This window comes from Sphingobacterium sp. JUb20, assembly GCF_004342035.1.
GTDB classification, from domain to species: Bacteria; Bacteroidota; Bacteroidia; order Sphingobacteriales; family Sphingobacteriaceae; genus Sphingobacterium; species Sphingobacterium anhuiense.
The window spans coordinates 1-16,192 of the sequence record NZ_SLYV01000020.1; the positions used below are offsets into that span (position 1 = coordinate 1).

The window sequence follows — 16,192 nt, forward strand, 5'->3', positions numbered from 1 at the left end:
TGGCCCCGAATTCACCAGTCATCATTTTGATCTCTGGTGTAAAAGTCAAGGCATCGCGATTCAATTTATTCAGCCCGGCAAACCTATGCAAAACGGTTATATCGAACGTTTTAATCGAAGTTATCGAAAAGAAATTTTGGATGCTTATTTATTTTTCAACCTGGCAGAAGTCCGAGAACATACCCAAATATGGATGCATGAATATAATAACAACAGGCCTCACGAAGGACTTGGCAATCTTACACCAACGGAATTATCAAAAAATATTAGACACAAACAACAAATAAATAAATTAGTAACGTAAATTAGAAAAGTCCAATTCTAGCTGTAGGAAAAATGGGGTACTTACAAAAACAAGAAAGGGGTAACATCAAGTTTACCCCTTTTCTATTTGTTATTGAATATGGCATGGAGAGGTTTTTTGGTATCCTTACGAGTTCCTTGACAGGCAGGCTAATAGATGGGTGTGTCCAAATATTAGTAATACGTTGGACAATATTATTGGAAAAATACACTTTCTGTTGATTCCTCGCTTTGATATTTTAGGCCTACGATATCAAAGCGAGGAATAAAGCCAATATGCCCTTACAAGTTATTTCTTTTTAACAAATATGTATTTGATATTGTACCACGCGACTTCATCATGCTCATTCTTCATATCTTCAGGCCCTTTAAAAAAGGGCGCTTCATTATTAAAATACTGTGAATATTTTACTTCACCTGAATTGTGACCATTTACACCTGATGCGAAAGGTGGAGTGTTCTTCTGAAAATTATAGAAACATACATAATGCTCTAAAGTATCTCCTTTTTTTATGCCGTAAAACTCCCAAAAATCTGCATAACGATTCCAGCGGAAAACACTATCCTTTCGTTGTTCATATCTGAAATCATTGATTTCATACTCATATGGCCTTTCTAAAATACTATCTTTAGTAACAGTTAATGTATCGTAAAAGTAATCAGCCAGTTTGGTTGAATTCCAATAAGATTCTGGTTTTTCAGAGGCAGAAACATCTATACCGCCTTTGGAAGAACCTTTAAACGCTTTAAAATCGATGACTTCTTTTCGCAAGTATATATAGGTGTCTAACATAGCCTTCGGTTTTTCTTCAGGTTTTTCCGGTAACTCGGGCGTATCGTTAGTCTTACTGCATCCATAAATGAAAACAGCAACGGGAAATAAAAATAGGATGAACTTGGTTGTTCTTTTCATTAAATGATTATTTTAATTTAAGTAATGCAATTTTTAGTTTTTTATTGTTTTAACTTGCGTTTATTTCTTTAAACAATAGTCGAAGGTAATAATATTTAAGTTAACATCTGTAGATCAATGGATACAATTCTGCTAGTTGTAATATTATTACAAGGTCTTCAAATTCAATATAATCCAATCTTGGTATAATTCCTATTGCTACCAGCACTTTGTCAACCACTGCATTTAACTTCCCTTGATTTTCCAAGAGGGGATATACGGTAGAGCGATACTACAATAGTCATTATGCATGCAAATGATTTAAAAGAGCAGTTCCGTATCAGAGATGAAGATTATACATAAAATAAAAATACTATCTTCGTCTTATTAGACAATCAATATAAACGATTTGCAAGCATGATCATCAAAAAAACTTTCGGTGTTATTTTGCTCTTACTAGGTTTGTTTCTTGCATTCGGTCTACTTAAAGACAGCAGATTGATGCTTTTTGGTAGTAAAATTAGAGCCGATGTCATTGGGATAGATAGTGTAAAAAACAAACGATTCGGATACGTACATTATCCGATCCTCCAATTTAATTATAAGCAACAACAAGTTCGTTTAGTAAAGGATTTAAAGAGTGTTGACCCCCAAAATGTACCGAAGCATATGGAAATATATTATGCAGAAGACATTGGTGTTAGTGATGGTTTCACCGTTACTTATGCTATCTTTTCGATCATCAGCATCATCATGATCATCTTTGGCATCATCGTCATTCGTACCAAACATCTTTTCTAACCTGAAAACAGCATTACAATTCTTAGCTTAATCCTAAAATTTAAGTTCATAAACTTGGGCACGTCTTCTAAGAATGAATTATTCAGACAGCTTATACGCTTTTATTAATGCTTCTGCGATAGGAACATCAGCAGGGGCTAGATTCCATTTTAATAAATCTGGAACTTCGATCCATTCTATTTGATCATGATCCACTAATTTGATTACAGCATCTTCTGTTTCGCAGCGATAGGATATCAGTTCAATCGTCTTTAGATCGTACTGATGGATGACCGTTTTAAAATGATTTTTAACTGTCACCCTCAAATCTAGTTCTTCTTGAAGTTCTCTCGCTAAGCATTCCTCATAAGTTTCACCTTCTTCCAATTTTCCACCAGGAAACTCCCAATATCCACCTAAAGATTTCTCGGGTTTTCTACGGCAAATCAAAATTTGTTGATCCTTTATAATAAGACCGCATAATACTTTAGTCATACCCATGAGTTTATTTGTTATTCCAATATTAATCTTCTTTTTTTACCTGTATTAGCATCATGTCTTTTTTATTTTCGAAATGATATTCCTTCGGAGTATGAGCAATTCGCTAAATATTAGGGGTTGATCGCCCCCCAGATCACTGCACTAATTAAAAAGTAAACTGCAAATGCAACAATAGCGACACCGATTGCTTTTAAATATTTAAGGCTTTTGCTGTCATCATTTCTTAATAATTGTATATTATATATAACCAACAGCTCCAATGAGACCGCCCAACGCACCACCACCAATAAATACGATTGAAAAGGGAAATATAACCAGTATAGCTTCATACCATTTAAGTTTCTCTACGATGTTATATTTATTGTTATCAATTACCATTACAGGTACAATGTCAGGGTATGCAGGTTTAGAATAGGCCTTTACGATCTCTCCATTGCTATCTGGTATTAGAAAGGGTTTTCCTTTTTCAGTTGATCGCTCAACAGCCACATTGTCTTTGTATATAATCTGTTTACCCGTCCAAAAAGCTATATCGAGTTCAAAATTTGATTCAGGAAAGGCCGGTAATGTAAATTGATGTTTCATTAAATGTTATTATTAATATTTTAATTCTAGTGTCGCACTAGGAATATTTATTGGGATCGACTGTTTTAGCTCTTCAGCCATTGCTATTTTTTGACTAAAATCTTTTCCTGTCCATAAAATGATAGAAGTTATGCGCAGTAAGCATCCAAGTAGTATGGTTGCTTTCAGCATTCAGAACAATCATTAATCGGTTGATAAAATGGCGTAGCCATAATTATCAGACCAGCCCGATTTTAAGGGTAATAATTTTCGTGTGTGCGCTTCTCGCAACATTCCAACCTTTTCTAATACATGAATAGAACCCGTATTTGCCACAGCACAACCAGCTTCTATTCTATGAAGGTTTAAATCGTCAAAACCAAAAGCTATTATTCTTTTTAAACTTTCTGTTGCATAGCCTTTATTCCAAAATCTGGGATCCAATTTGAACCAGACTTCCGCATTTTTATATTTCTCTTTACCTAAAGTAATTCCGATTAACCCGATAAATTCGTTTCCTTGTTTTTGTTCAATAGCAAATACGTATCTTTTGTTTTCTAAAGTCCAGCCTTCAACAATTTCCCTTGTTTCATTTATATCTTTAGGAATTCCTAGCGTATTGAATTCATCGGTTTCAGCTAAACTGTGTAGACGGTGAATATTTTCTATATCTTTTTCTGAAATTGGTCTTAAATATAATCTTTCAGTATTAAAATTTAATTCTGTCATTTTTGATATCTATTTCGTTTTAGTACTTTGATTTTATTTTTCCGGTAATGCTAGTCTAAGTGGTAATGTATAACTTACAGCTGTTTTAATACCTTCAATTTTTGCTACTTTCCGGTTTTTAGCCTCAGAAAGCTTTTTCACGACCTGGTCATCCAGATCAGTATTCGCTAGGATGGATAAAACTAATTCAGTATTTGTCTTTCGTATCTTCAAAAATACATGTAAACTTAGTGAATATACCCCTGATCCGTGTAAAATAATAATCCTCCTCTTTTACTCGTTATTTCTTTTAACTGAACAAAATCAACATCAATAGCTTGATATAACATGATTTGTACATCGTCCTTTAATCTATATATAGCCTCTGGTAATTTCCCTATTCTTGTTCCATTTAGATTAATGATATTGATTTTCTTCAGGTCACAAATAGATTCGGGAAATTTTTCCAATTTGCTATAATTAAAGTCTAATTTCTCTAGTCCATCCAAGTTTCCAAAACTTTTTGGAAAGTGTGTAATAGTCGATGCCCTTGCATTGATTTCTTTAAGGTTTTTGAGTTGACCGAAGGTTTCTGGAAAAGTTGTTAACTTACTGCTTTCAAGATTTAAGTAACTTAAACTTGTCAAGTGTCCAAATTCATTCGGCAGATTTTGGACAGAAGATGAAAGCCATAAATATTTTAGATTTTTAAGATTACCTATCGAAGGGGGCAGTGTTTTGAATTGACCAGCTACTAACCAGAACTCCAGATTGGATAAGTTTCCGATATTATCTGGAATTGATTGTAAAGACTGTCCCTCGATCCACAAGTGTCTTAGACTTTTTAAATTTCCAAATGACTGAGGTAATGTTTGCATTCTATGTTCTCCGGTTATTTCCAAAGTATCCAATTTAGTCAAGTTATCTATATCAGAAGGTAATGATACCGTAGAGGAACCAGAATTCCAAAAGCTTAAACGTGCAAATCGTAAATTGGCGCATGTACTGAAACTCGCTGGTAAATAGGCTTTTTGGGCTCTTATATCCAAAGATTCAAGCTTTTTTAAATTTCCAAAATCACTGGGTATATCTGTAACAGTACACGCCAAAGTCTTGAGATTTGTTAATTTCCCCAAAGTACCGTTGAAATCAATATTTCCAGCATACTCTATTCTCAAATATTCTAAAGAACTTAAGTTTCCGAAAGATTTTGGCATTTTAAGAGTCCGATTTTCAGTCGCACTATAAAGTGGAGTAAGATGGAGACTCTTGAGTTTAGTTAGATTTCCAAAGTTTTCTGGAATGTTCAGATCTTTACCAACCCCATCCAAACTTAGTTCTTCTAGGGCTAGATAGTGATCACCAAAAACTGTGGGCACATCACGTAGAGAAGAACCGCCTAATATCAGCTTTCTTAGGTATGTGAAAGCCTTCAAAGCAGGAAAGCTTTCCACCTCATTAAATCTATATGTAATTCCCGAAGCTTGCATATTGAGCTCAATGACATGTCTATTCTTATCTTCAACTACTCGGGAAGTTCCTCTTCCCATTTGTAATTCATGCAATGCTTCATCTTCCTGGTAATTTCCTGTTTTAATTACTTTTGAAAAGCGATAGCTTTTACCCCCATAATTAATAAGGTACTTGATTTCATACTCCGTGTTAGCAAACCCATGCACCTCTATGGTTGGATTATCTTCAACATTAGGTCTAAAATAACCGTCGTGATACATACTGTGCAAGTGACCGACAGGTTTGTCAATTGACCATTTGCCGATATCTTTATATTTATCGTCAACGGCAAAAAAACGTATCGTCTGAAAATGATCCGGTGTATATTCCTCGATTTTGATCTCTAATTCCGGAATTTTTACGACAACTGAACTGCTGCTTGTGCTTTTATTTGAATGGGTCACCGTCCAGGATAGTGTATATTCTTCCCCTGGCAGTCCCAAAAATAGTGTGTTAGGATTATCAGGATCTTTAATTTCAACAAACTTTTCCATCAACTTACCTTTTGCAATTTGCCAGCTTCCCCTTTCGTTTTTCTGTAGGGCATTACCCTTTAGCTGTACTGTGAATTCGCTATATAATTCTGATGGATCAGCTTGAGCAGCATACTCTGTTTTTAATATATCTTCCTTTTCCTTGCTACATCCTAAAAAAAATAAAGCTAAGAAAGTAACAATAAAAAACCGCCTTATTATATTATAATTAAAGTACATGATTAAGGTTGTGTTACAAATTTAAAAATATTAGAACGAACAGCATTTTCGGACTTGTCAAATACAATCACTTGATAATAGTATGTTTTAGATTTCCCTAAGGGATTAAAGAAAACAGCATACTGATTGTTGTTTTGATTTTCAACATGATATAGCACACCACCCGTCTGTTTATACATAACAGTAAGATCATCATGTACATATACCTGTACCTTTTTGTACGGATAGTCTGCTAGTGAAAATGAAAGTATGTATTGACCTTTATCATAAATTACTTTATTTCCAATTTGCGAAAAGGCGTCTATTTCATTGTAAACGGTATCTTTTTTACAGGAATAACATAGATTCATTAATAACGCGATGATACCCATTGTTATGATTTTATTGAATAGACATTTCATATATAGTACCATCTGTAAATTGTAGGTTAGCATTTAGATAATGTTTGTTTTTATAAATAAACATACCGCCATAATATTCATGAGGTACGGTCTTAGGAAGAACAACTGGCTTCAAAGTATTAGTCTTGATTTCGTACAACATAAAGTTGTTTAATCCCATGGAAACGAGTATATTGTTGTTGTAATTTAGAAGGCCAGCAGGAGAATAAGGATAAGTCTCATTTTTATTACCATAACGGTATTGTTCGGTAAGTTTAAAATTTGTCGGATCTACTGTGTAAATAACGAATGTAGACCCGACATAGAAGCCCTGATCCAAGACATTTGTTTGTCCAAAAGCATAAAGTTTTCCTGCAACAGATATAAATTGATAGTTTCTAAAATTATTATCAAAAGTTGTTAAATATTCAAAGCTTTCCGTTTTATTATTATACTTAACCACTTCGTTGGTCGTATTATTTTTCGTATGGGAGATTTTATCAATACGGGTATACGCCTGATATATGTTTTTATTGTGTTCAAACAAACATATGCTTTCGTATTCATGACTTTCTTTCTTTTGAGGTTTACTAAAAAAGTGAGTTGCAAATTTAGTATTCTTCACATCAAATGATCGGCTCAATAATTCATATCCATTAAAAGGATCGGGAGCTTCAACAGGTAAGTTATGTGTTACAGGCTGCGCCTGAAAAATTATTTTATTCTCCAAGGTTAAGTAATTGGGTGACATGTATCCTAATTCGATAGGTATATCGGCTATTTTCGACATACTGCTTGTTTCCATGTCTAGAATTGACACCACGTTATTCGTGAAATAGTAAATTTTATCATTAATGACAAAAGGATTTAAATTTCTCAAGTGTGTCGCTTTGAGTTGTAAAGTAAGGGCATTGCCTTTATAGCTAAAATCAATAGCTTGTCCCATCACTTCTTCTCCTTTATACAGAACCCGCATCATGTAATTTCCAGCTGGCAGGGAAAAGTTACCTGTTGCAGTAATTTGATAATTGTCTTGTTCCACCAGCTTTGGATAATCCAGTAATAAGGTATCACCACCAAGTAGAATAGCAAGATCATGTAAATTGATATTGTTCAGGTTTTTTCCTTCAACCGTTGTTTTATATTTTCCAAATTCATCATAAGTCACGTCTGTATTAGACCACTTGAGCGAAAATTCAGAAGGAAACAAAGCAGTCGTAGTTACTTCTTTACTATTTTCAGCTACAATGGTCTGATTGTCATACTCGGCAAAAGGCCGAATAACATACGTCGATTCAGGGTCCAGTTGATCAATCAGTACAAAAAAAATACCATCTTTACGTACTGCTTCAATTATTTTGACCTCTTGCGGATTTTCTTTTTTATAGTATTTTACTCCAGACTTATTATAGCCCAAGGCTGAGATCTCGTAGGTCAATGAAATTGAATGATCTCGTATACTAACGATAGACTCTTTAATAATTTGGGCTGAAAGTACTGTGTTTTCCTTTTTACAAGAACCACAGAATAAGATCAAACCCAAAACAATTGAAAGTTTAATATAGTTGACCATTTGACTTCGTTTTGATGTAAATAAAGTTTAAATTATTTAATGACCATGTCTGCTGATAATAAAAGAATAAGTTGTAGGAATTATCTTTATTTTGGGTGACAGTCATAAATCTATGCATTGGCAATTCAGGATATTGTTTTGAGGACAGGACTTTTAGGTTTTTATCATATTTATTTATCGTGCCATAAGTACTGATACCACTTCCATCTTCTTGACCATATACGACAAGATTGTTATCATTATCAAAAAAAGCACCTTTAGGTATAAGATTTACCGCTTGCTTCGTTTTAGATAAAATTTTGCCATTTATATCAAATTTAAAGTATCGAAGGTTGTAATAAAACAGATCATACCCCCACAAATAAAAATTATCATCATTATCTTTAATAAGCGAAGACATCAAATAAAGGTGATCTGCCTCATAGCCTGGATATTTACCATCAAACTTAAAGGTATTGAGCAGCGAACCTTCGGAATCTGTTTTTTGAATCTGTATATCCGAATTGTGGAAGTTGTCAAAGCAATAATAGATTTTTCCGGCATTATCAAATTCAATTGCTTTTATTGGATAATCTGAGTGTTTACGTTTCCAGACGACTTGGTAATCATCTTTATTTATTTTAAGTAGATTTCCCAAAGCGGTACCAATGATTATTTCACCTTGTGCATTAAATTTGGCTGCGGTAAAATAATCTTCCGTTGGAATAGTCTGTAATGTGATTGGCTTTTCGTTTAGCAATGTACCCTTATTGGCATCTATTGCATATAGATCGCGGCCTACCAATAAGAGCGCATTCTCTTTTTTCTCAGATAAGATAAATTCAAAAGGTTTTCCAAAGTACTCTAGATCAGCGATGAGTCTATACCACAAGATCTCCCCCTGCATGTCCGTACGGTATACAATAACTTTAAAATAATCTTGGGTAGCAATATTATCATGCTGTAGATAAGAACAGATAAGATGACCACCATCATCCAATAAACGCGCTATACTTGGGTTGGTTAGACGGGACTGTGTATGTATTTTATATTCTTTATAATACATATTGTCATCCTTATTTCCTCCCAGCGTTTGTATAGTAGAAGATTTCTCTACTTTTAAACCAGAAGAAGAAATAGCCTGCACCATGATGTTGTAGTTTTTATCCTCTTTCAGATTAATCACACTGTATTTTGTGATACTAACATCCTTAGCCACTAACTTTCCATCCAGGTAGATCATGTAGGATACCGGATTAAAATGTGAACTTGTTATTTTTTCCCAAGAAAATTCAATAAAATTTTTACCTACTGCACTAACAGATAATGTTAGTGTGTTTAATTTTTCCTCTTGTTCAGTATATTGATCCGGTTTGTTTCCAAGACTTTCATCTTTCGAGCATGCTGCTAATAACATCACCAAAAAACACAATAGAAATAGATAAACGAATCGATTTTGTATAATTTTTTTCATAATATAAGCTGAGGTAAATATATAACATTTAAAGAAATTATTATTATTTCATGACAACTTTTTTTATCCAAATCCATATAGCAACCACTGTTGGGTTTTATCCAAATCCAGACGGTAGAAGCTTCTCGTAGCTGACAAATTCTAACGGTTTATTGAGTCCGGAGCAACTGTGCTACTAATGGTATTTAATAGTTTATTTTAGATCTAGTTGTATCAAAGATGGGCTGGTTCACTTTTTTAAATAGTAGCTGAAACCGGGGATTTTTTGAAGGTTGTACATACACTAACTTTGATTAGATATTTAAAAATTAAACAACACGACAAAATAATTATATAGATGAACATCGAGGAGTTAGAAAATTTATTTTATTCAGGTGATCTCGCACTATGTATAGAAGAAGGAGAGCAGCATCTTAAAAATCATCCTGACGATACAGCGGTATTGTTTTTAATGGCCATTGCACATTACGATTATGTTTACGCTGGACACCCGGAGCTTGTCTATGACACGATGAATCAATTTACGGTTCCTTATCTTAAGAAAATTATAAGCCTTGAGCCCGAAAATTCAGAAGCATTACAGCATATACTAAGTTATGCATTGAATAACGATTATAATTTAGCTTATATTCATCTTTCCAAAAGACACATCACGGCCGAAAATAGGAACGATTATATCGGATATGCACAGCGTTTAATTCAAGATCCTAGCCATGCAACATCAGGTTATGATTTCTTAATTAGGATTTATGAATCTGTCGGAGAAAAAGCGGCTGTTTTGAAAACATTGGATGAAGCAATGGTTTTCTTTACCACATATTTTACAGCAGATAGAGAACAGCGGGATCAGTATAATGCGATCTTTCTGATGAAGAAGATTTATCTGCTACAGGAAAATAGATTAATACCTCCCGACGCAATCGTTCAGGTTATAGCAGATCACATACAGCAATTTGCCAGCGATGATGATAGCGACTACCTGTATCTTGCTGAAATAGCTTTTGAAAATGAAGATCTGGCCTTGACAAAGGCCATCTTATTGAAATTGATCAGAGGAACAAATAGTAAAGAGGACGTTTTGGATGGGTTGGTGAAATGGCACCAACGTTTTGATAAGCTCATTAGGAATGGACTTGTCGATGATGACGTGTTTTATTTCCAGTTAATCGTTGAGCGGAATCATTTTGAGAGGATGCATCTAAAGGCCGATTTTTATTATCATCACGCACTGAGGCTGTTGGATACGCATTCCGATAAATTTTCGCTGTATCATTTTGCAGGCACCTATTTACATGAAGCAGCACGCCACGCAGAGGCATTACTACTGCTGAGCAAAGCCCTAGAAATTAAATCCGCATCTATAACCTGGAGACGCTATTTTATATCCAAATATTTAGTAACAGGAGCAATCGATCTGGAACTTCCAACATTTGAAGATTTGCCTCGGGACCTGTACAATGACGGCGTTGAACTTAGCGAATTTATTACGGAGGAAATTACAGATCCGGAAGATCTTGCGTTGTTTCAAGCGATGTTATCGGGTCTTTATGAACAATCTTTTCATGCTTTCCAGGCATATTACGAAGAAGGTAGTTATGAAAGTGACTATCTCGGAAGCAGACACAATTGGGCTATGTGCTGCAATAACTATAGTATAGAACTTATTAAAAATGGATGTTATGGGACTGCAGCCGATGTGATCCATATTGGTCTGCAAAATAGTGAATTTGAGGAACTCCATCATACTTTATTAGATGCACTGATAAAACAAGAAAATTATGTCGATGCAAAAGTAGCGTTAGCAAAATTCTTTCGTACTTATACGGCAGAAGATTCCAGCTTTTATTTATATCTAAAACACCAAGCCGATTATTTAGTTGTCAAGAATGGCTTAGGGGAGACTGAAAATATTGCTGATGAAGCACAGGAACTGCTATCTAAAATCTATCAACACTATATCGAGAATCCTGATATTTCCGATTATGATTTTAGAGATTATGAAGCCGCGAAAAATACTGTTGAAGGACTGCTGTACGATATTTATGACGACGAACCACACGATGTTAAGATCGCTTATTATACGCATATTATTGAGCAGTATCCGCATGAAGCACATGCACCCTATGTGCTGATGCAAATTTACAATGAAATAGAAGACTACAAAAATGTCAACCATGCAGCTCGCCTTTACTTAGCCAATAAGAAGGAATTTATTATTAATGCCTTTGATAAAGCAAAAACGTTGTATATGATTATGAAAAGTCATTATTTCATGGAGGAGTATTCAGCAGGAATTGACTTTTTTACAGCACATGATGCTTATTGTGAAGAAGCATTTGACGCACCGGAATATCTACAATGGCTGTTATATGGTATCAAATTATTTGCAGCTGACAATCAACTGGAACCCTTGCTTAGATACTCCAATAAATTAAAGCATATTTATGAGACCGAAGATCGGGGATATGATGATACCTCCGAAGAAGTTCATCTGTTAGTGGCAAAAGCTTTGTATGTCAGTGGCGATTTGAAGCAAGCGCATCAACATCTTGACATTGTATTGGGCTACAGTGATCATGTTGCTTTGGCAGATGAGTACAAAAAGAACTGGAAAAAACCAGGTTTATTCTCAAAATTATTTTAGTGATTACGTTGTTATCGTTTTTCTACTAGAGCTAATTACAAGACAAGCAGTACGAAAAAGTACTGCTTGTTTATGTTAAAATTGATATCTAGTCATCATGATTCAAAAAACCATCGATTGCCATATTATGAATGCGATCAAGAAATATGCTTTTATGATTTAAATAGAGGGGCGTAGTATTATAAGTTTTGATCCTCACAGTCGACATAGCCACCCATTACTTTCTATTTACTGTAATTTTGACTTTATTTCCCTCTTGTAGACCACTCACACCTCCGCCAGTATATTTAACAGTATATTTTCCTGGTTTGATCGTATAGTTTTTTGCAAGGTTATATACGGTACTGACGTAATCATGTGGTTGTACTAGAATATAACTTTCTGCAGGAGGTGGCATCACCCTTCTCGCCATCGGACCCGTAAACTGCGCTTCTATTCCCTGTTCATCGACAATCTCCATATATTTTCCTAACATCGGTTCAAAGGGTGTTTCCCATTTACAAAACCGCTGTACCGTGTCTGAATGGTTGAATACAGAGAATGATAATAGTACGGAATCTGTGGAAAAATTAGGATCAATCGCCTGTAGTTGTGTCTCCAGAGAAATTAACGTTGACGTATCCTGTTTAACTTCAGTTGTGTCAGAAACATTTTTTTGATTTTGACAGCCCGTAATTAATATAGCTGCAAGAATTAAGAAAGAGAAGGGACGAATCATATGTATATATTTAATTTTGGGTAATTACTGAATAGCAGTTGATGGCTATGGATTTGCCTGTTATATCTAAATACAAGATATTTATGATCATTCCAAGCAATTTGCAGTTGATTTAAATCTGTATTTTGTCAATATGTGATACGGTTTTAATACAATTGCGGCAGATTGGCAATTAACATCTCGGTTAGGAACTGATTCCGGATCAGGATTAGTGGATGTTTTTGATCGTATTGTGAAATTTTTCTCCAAACATTTAACCGGCTTCTCCGCTATGAGATAAGTTCGATTTTCTTTGATGTTATCCTTCGTTGAGCCTTCTGGACCATCCTCAAAAGACCACGCAGTACTTGTACTGTAAGTGAAAAATAAAGTACTGTCCTGTACAAAATAACGATCTACAGTCTCATAATGATCATATTCATTATATCTGTGGACAATTAGTTTAAGTTTACCATTTTTTGTAAAGTAACCCACCGTCCCATTTTTTTCATCTTTGCAAGAATATTTAAAGGTCGTGGAATCCAATTGACCATCTTCGAGTTCTTTATTGACAGCTGCATAAGCCTTTTTTATAGCATCGATATTAAGAAGAGGTGTATGCTCTTCTGCTGATCTTGTGGGTGACAGTGTATCAGTATTATGAAGAGTTGTATTTGTTTTGCTTTTATCAGAACCTGCTCGATCTGTACATGCAGTAACAACACATGAAATGATCAGAGGTAGCAACATCTTCTGCGATGGAAAGATCTTAAGTATTTTACGAGTTTTCTGCATATTGACGGAGTATCTATTTATATCGATAAAATGCTTAAAATGATCATATAAGATTATAACAATCCTGATATAGAAATGTTCATCCAGCCTTAAGTATAGCTATATAACAGACTTTGATATCGTAACTAAAGATATCCGTTCAAACGTATAGAAAGAGAATCTGAATTATCCATGTGAAAAATAACTTATTTGAAAAAGCTATCGGTAAGCATTGGGGCTAAACTGTTGATAAACCACAGTAAAAAAACATACGAGATTGGATATAGAAACGTATAAGTACAAATAGATTAAATATACATTTTCGGCAATCTAACCCATATGTTGGATCTTCTCATGCTCCGATAATGAGTACACCGTTAAAATTCCAAAATCGGCCTTAAATTGGATTAAACCTATATTTTACCATTAGTCATCTATTGGATCATTGATATAGTGTAAAATTAAACCTTATTTTATTAAGTTGGTTTAAAATATGACTAAATTGTGTATGGTAAGATATAAATACAAAGATGGAAAAGGAAAATCAAATTACAGCAGATAAAATATTTGAATTGTACGGAGAGTACATTTTGAATCACGGCGAGCGACCAAAAAATATTTATCGTTTTGCAAAGGACAATGATTTTGAAGAAAAAGACTTCTACGATTATTTTACAAGTTTCGAGCAGATTGAAAAATCAATGTTGGTCAATCTTTTTGAAAAGTCCGTAGCATTGGCGTCAGAAGTTAATATTTCTGATAAGATTACGTCGAAAGAAAAGCTTTTGAACGTATATTTTATCTTTTTTGAAAACATGACGATGAACCGTTCGTTGGTTTTGATGATTCTGGGGAATGACAAATTACATGCTGCAAAAATTTCAGATCAACTCAAAGAAACGCATCGAAATTTCATCAAAACACTCGATTTTAACGATTGGAGCATAATTAAAGAATCAAAAGATGATGTGAAAAATTTTCATGACAAGGCTAGAGAAGAAGCATTTTGGCTTCATTTGGTTTCTGCCATCGAGTTTTGGAAAAGAGATACCTCGCCATCATTTGAAAAAACAGATATTTTCATTGAAAAAACAATAGATACAGGTTTTGAATTGATGGATAATGAACCATTGCGAAAAGTAGTTGACCTTGGGAAGTTTTTATTCAAAGAGAAATTTAGAAAAAGTTAAATGACACATCTGCATTAAAATCCTACTATTTTTCAATCAACATGATGGAAATTCTTTACGTCTATTAGCAATGAAATTTTAAAAATGAAAACACTCCATAAAATACCGACAGGAAAGTTAGAAAGAACAAGCAGTTTGCTGAAAGCAGGCGCCAAAGTTGGCGTTAATTACATCAAATATTACGGAAATAAAATTACAAAAGATAAAGATGAGGACGAAGCTCGAAAAACTTTAAATGAAGATAATGCGACCGATATTTACGATTCTTTAAAAGAATTGAAAGGTTCTGCTCTAAAAGTTGCTCAGATGCTGAGCATGGAAAAAAATATTCTTCCGCAAGCCTATGTAGAGAAATTTTCTTTATCTCAATTTTCGGTTCCGCCACTTTCCGGAGCTTTGGTAAAAAAAACTTTCAGAAAGTATTTTGGGAAAAATCCGGAAGATCTTTTTGATGAGTTTACAGATGAATCTGTTAATGCAGCAAGCATCGGACAAGTTCATAAAGCCAAGAAAGATGGTCAAGATTTTGCAGTCAAAATTCAGTATCCGGGCGTGAGGGAAAGTATTTCAAGCGATCTGAAAATGGTCAAACCGATTGCGATGAAGATGTTTAATATCAAAAAAGAAGGTTCAGAATCGTATTTTCAGGAAGTGGAAAATAAATTGTTTGAAGAGACAGATTATGATCTGGAACTCAAAAGAAGTCAGGAAATTTCTGAAAAATGTGTGCATCTTCCGAATCTCGCTTTTCCTACATATTATCCAGAATTTTCCTGTGAAAGAATCATCACGATGGATTGGATGAATGGAAAGCATTTTTCAGAGTTTACAAAACAAGATAATTCTCAGGATGATTTGAACAAAATAGGACAGACACTTTGGGATTTTTATATGTACCAGATGCATGTTCTGAAGCAGGTGCACGCCGACCCGCATCCCGGAAATTTTTTGGTTTCGGCAGATAAAAAGTTACTTGTCATTGACTTTGGTTGCATCAAGGAAATTCCGAATGACTTTTACAAACCTTACTTTGAATTGGCTGAACGTAAGAATCTGGATAATCCTAAATTTTACAAAGAAAAATTATACGAGCTTGAGATCCTGAGTGATCAGGATTCAGCAAAAGAACAAGAGTTTTTTACTAAATTATTTTACGAATTGTTGGAATTATTTACAAGACCTTTCAATGTCGCGAATTTTGATTTTTCTGATGAAACTTTCTTTCAGGAAATTGCAGATTTAGGTCAACGGTATGCGAAACTGAGTAACATAAAGGGGATGAATACCAATAGAGGGTCGAAACATTTTATTTATCTGAACCGCACATTTTTTGGATTGTACAATATGATGCACGATCTGAAAGCGCAAAATATCGTCATCAATCAATATAAAAATTTTAAACAATAAATGCCTACCAACTTACCTTCGAAGATTTATGAAGTTTGCGGATTGTGCTTCAACTGACGGAAAAAAAATTGGCGAGACGTAATCTCCGCTTTTATTGCGGT

Annotated in this window: 16 protein-coding genes; 5 read left to right on the plus strand and 11 right to left on the minus strand. The window is 34.3% G+C overall.

Going from position 1 to position 16,192, the window contains the following annotated elements; genetic code table 11:
• On the plus strand, nt 1-304 hold a 304-nt coding region (locus EDF66_RS24055), incomplete at its 5' end, for an integrase core domain-containing protein (RefSeq protein ID WP_132845646.1).
• Between the two features lie 288 nt (nt 305-592).
• Here the strand turns inward: EDF66_RS24055 and EDF66_RS24060 are convergent.
• Entirely contained in the window at nt 593-1,216 is a 624-nt protein-coding gene (locus EDF66_RS24060; protein ID WP_132845648.1) for a hypothetical protein, read from the minus strand.
• Nucleotides 1,217-1,612: 396 nt separating this feature from the next.
• On the opposite strand from EDF66_RS24060, the gene EDF66_RS24065 reads away from it, so the two are divergent.
• The gene (locus EDF66_RS24065) at nt 1,613-1,996 is read left to right on the plus strand and encodes a hypothetical protein (protein ID WP_132845650.1); all 384 of its coding nucleotides are present in this window, start codon (nt 1,613-1,615) and stop codon (nt 1,994-1,996) included.
• A gap of 78 nt (nt 1,997-2,074) precedes the next feature.
• Here EDF66_RS24065 and EDF66_RS24070 read toward each other — a convergent pair whose 3' ends face one another.
• The 8 genes from EDF66_RS24070 to EDF66_RS24105 all read right to left on the minus strand — a co-directional run bounded on the left by EDF66_RS24070 (nt 2,075) and on the right by EDF66_RS24105 (nt 9,379).
• On the minus strand, nt 2,075-2,470 hold the full coding sequence (locus EDF66_RS24070) for a (deoxy)nucleoside triphosphate pyrophosphohydrolase (protein WP_243656131.1): 396 nt from the start codon (nt 2,468-2,470) through the stop codon (nt 2,075-2,077).
• A gap of 243 nt (nt 2,471-2,713) precedes the next feature.
• A complete protein-coding gene (locus EDF66_RS24075) occupies nt 2,714-3,061 on the minus strand; it encodes a hypothetical protein (protein ID WP_132845654.1) in 348 nt (115 codons plus the stop codon).
• A 183-nt stretch (nt 3,062-3,244) separates the two neighbouring features.
• On the minus strand, nt 3,245-3,769 hold the full coding sequence (locus EDF66_RS24080) for a GNAT family N-acetyltransferase (protein WP_132845656.1): 525 nt from the start codon (nt 3,767-3,769) through the stop codon (nt 3,245-3,247).
• A gap of 33 nt (nt 3,770-3,802) precedes the next feature.
• Complete coding sequence (locus EDF66_RS24085) at nt 3,803-3,982, minus strand: hypothetical protein (protein WP_132845658.1); 180 nt, start codon at nt 3,980-3,982, stop codon at nt 3,803-3,805.
• Nucleotides 3,983-3,996: 14 nt separating this feature from the next.
• Nucleotides 3,997-5,973 carry a leucine-rich repeat domain-containing protein gene (locus EDF66_RS24090; protein ID WP_132845660.1) on the minus strand — a complete coding sequence of 659 codons (1,977 nt, stop codon included), beginning with the start codon at nt 5,971-5,973 and terminating at the stop codon, nt 3,997-3,999.
• 2 nt (nt 5,974-5,975) lie between these two features.
• On the minus strand, nt 5,976-6,344 hold the full coding sequence (locus tag EDF66_RS24095; RefSeq protein WP_132845662.1) for a hypothetical protein: 369 nt from the start codon (nt 6,342-6,344) through the stop codon (nt 5,976-5,978).
• Nucleotides 6,345-6,354: 10 nt separating this feature from the next.
• Nucleotides 6,355-7,926, minus strand: coding sequence for a hypothetical protein (locus EDF66_RS24100; RefSeq protein WP_132845664.1), 1,572 nt, complete (start codon nt 7,924-7,926; stop codon nt 6,355-6,357).
• Nucleotides 7,910-9,379: a hypothetical protein gene (locus EDF66_RS24105; protein WP_132845666.1), complete on the minus strand. Its 1,470-nt coding sequence runs from the start codon at nt 9,377-9,379 to the stop codon at nt 7,910-7,912. Before EDF66_RS24105 ends, EDF66_RS24100 begins: the two co-directional genes overlap by 17 nt.
• Before the next feature lie 337 nt (nt 9,380-9,716).
• Between EDF66_RS24105 and EDF66_RS24110 the strand changes: the two genes are divergently transcribed.
• On the plus strand, nt 9,717-12,023 hold the full coding sequence (locus tag EDF66_RS24110; RefSeq protein ID WP_132845668.1) for a hypothetical protein: 2,307 nt from the start codon (nt 9,717-9,719) through the stop codon (nt 12,021-12,023).
• 217 nt (nt 12,024-12,240) lie between these two features.
• Here EDF66_RS24110 and EDF66_RS24115 read toward each other — a convergent pair whose 3' ends face one another.
• The gene (locus EDF66_RS24115; RefSeq protein ID WP_132845670.1) at nt 12,241-12,741 is read right to left on the minus strand and encodes a protease; all 501 of its coding nucleotides are present in this window, start codon (nt 12,739-12,741) and stop codon (nt 12,241-12,243) included.
• Nucleotides 12,742-12,828: 87 nt separating this feature from the next.
• Nucleotides 12,829-13,515, minus strand: a complete 687-nt coding sequence (locus EDF66_RS24120; RefSeq protein WP_132845672.1) for a hypothetical protein — start codon at nt 13,513-13,515, stop codon at nt 12,829-12,831.
• A 509-nt stretch (nt 13,516-14,024) separates the two neighbouring features.
• Here EDF66_RS24120 and EDF66_RS24125 point away from each other — a divergent pair.
• Together EDF66_RS24125 and EDF66_RS24130 are read left to right on the plus strand one after the other, a co-directional pair.
• Nucleotides 14,025-14,684 (plus strand): TetR/AcrR family transcriptional regulator, encoded by a 660-nt coding sequence (locus EDF66_RS24125; protein WP_132845674.1) that lies wholly within the window; start codon nt 14,025-14,027, stop codon nt 14,682-14,684.
• A gap of 84 nt (nt 14,685-14,768) precedes the next feature.
• Nucleotides 14,769-16,091 carry an ABC1 kinase family protein gene (locus EDF66_RS24130; protein WP_132845675.1) on the plus strand — a complete coding sequence of 441 codons (1,323 nt, stop codon included), beginning with the start codon at nt 14,769-14,771 and terminating at the stop codon, nt 16,089-16,091.
• Nucleotides 16,092-16,192: the final 101 nt, after the last annotated feature.

Coding starts and splice junctions, on each gene's coding strand:
- EDF66_RS24060 (WP_132845648.1), bottom strand. CDS start 1,216: ATGAAAAGAACAACCAAGTTCATCCTATTTTTATTTCCCGTTGCTGTT.
- EDF66_RS24065 (WP_132845650.1), top strand. CDS start 1,613: ATGATCATCAAAAAAACTTTCGGTGTTATTTTGCTCTTACTAGGTTTG.
- EDF66_RS24070 (WP_243656131.1), bottom strand. CDS start 2,470: ATGACTAAAGTATTATGCGGTCTTATTATAAAGGATCAACAAATTTTG.
- EDF66_RS24075 (WP_132845654.1), bottom strand. CDS start 3,061: ATGAAACATCAATTTACATTACCGGCCTTTCCTGAATCAAATTTTGAA.
- EDF66_RS24080 (WP_132845656.1), bottom strand. CDS start 3,769: ATGACAGAATTAAATTTTAATACTGAAAGATTATATTTAAGACCAATT.
- EDF66_RS24090 (WP_132845660.1), bottom strand. CDS start 5,973: ATGTACTTTAATTATAATATAATAAGGCGGTTTTTTATTGTTACTTTC.
- EDF66_RS24095 (WP_132845662.1), bottom strand. CDS start 6,344: ATGGGTATCATCGCGTTATTAATGAATCTATGTTATTCCTGTAAAAAA.
- EDF66_RS24100 (WP_132845664.1), bottom strand. CDS start 7,926: ATGGTCAACTATATTAAACTTTCAATTGTTTTGGGTTTGATCTTATTC.
- EDF66_RS24105 (WP_132845666.1), bottom strand. CDS start 9,379: ATGAAAAAAATTATACAAAATCGATTCGTTTATCTATTTCTATTGTGT.
- EDF66_RS24110 (WP_132845668.1), top strand. CDS start 9,717: ATGAACATCGAGGAGTTAGAAAATTTATTTTATTCAGGTGATCTCGCA.
- EDF66_RS24115 (WP_132845670.1), bottom strand. CDS start 12,741: ATGATTCGTCCCTTCTCTTTCTTAATTCTTGCAGCTATATTAATTACG.
- EDF66_RS24120 (WP_132845672.1), bottom strand. CDS start 13,515: ATGCAGAAAACTCGTAAAATACTTAAGATCTTTCCATCGCAGAAGATG.
- EDF66_RS24125 (WP_132845674.1), top strand. CDS start 14,025: ATGGAAAAGGAAAATCAAATTACAGCAGATAAAATATTTGAATTGTAC.
- EDF66_RS24130 (WP_132845675.1), top strand. CDS start 14,769: ATGAAAACACTCCATAAAATACCGACAGGAAAGTTAGAAAGAACAAGC.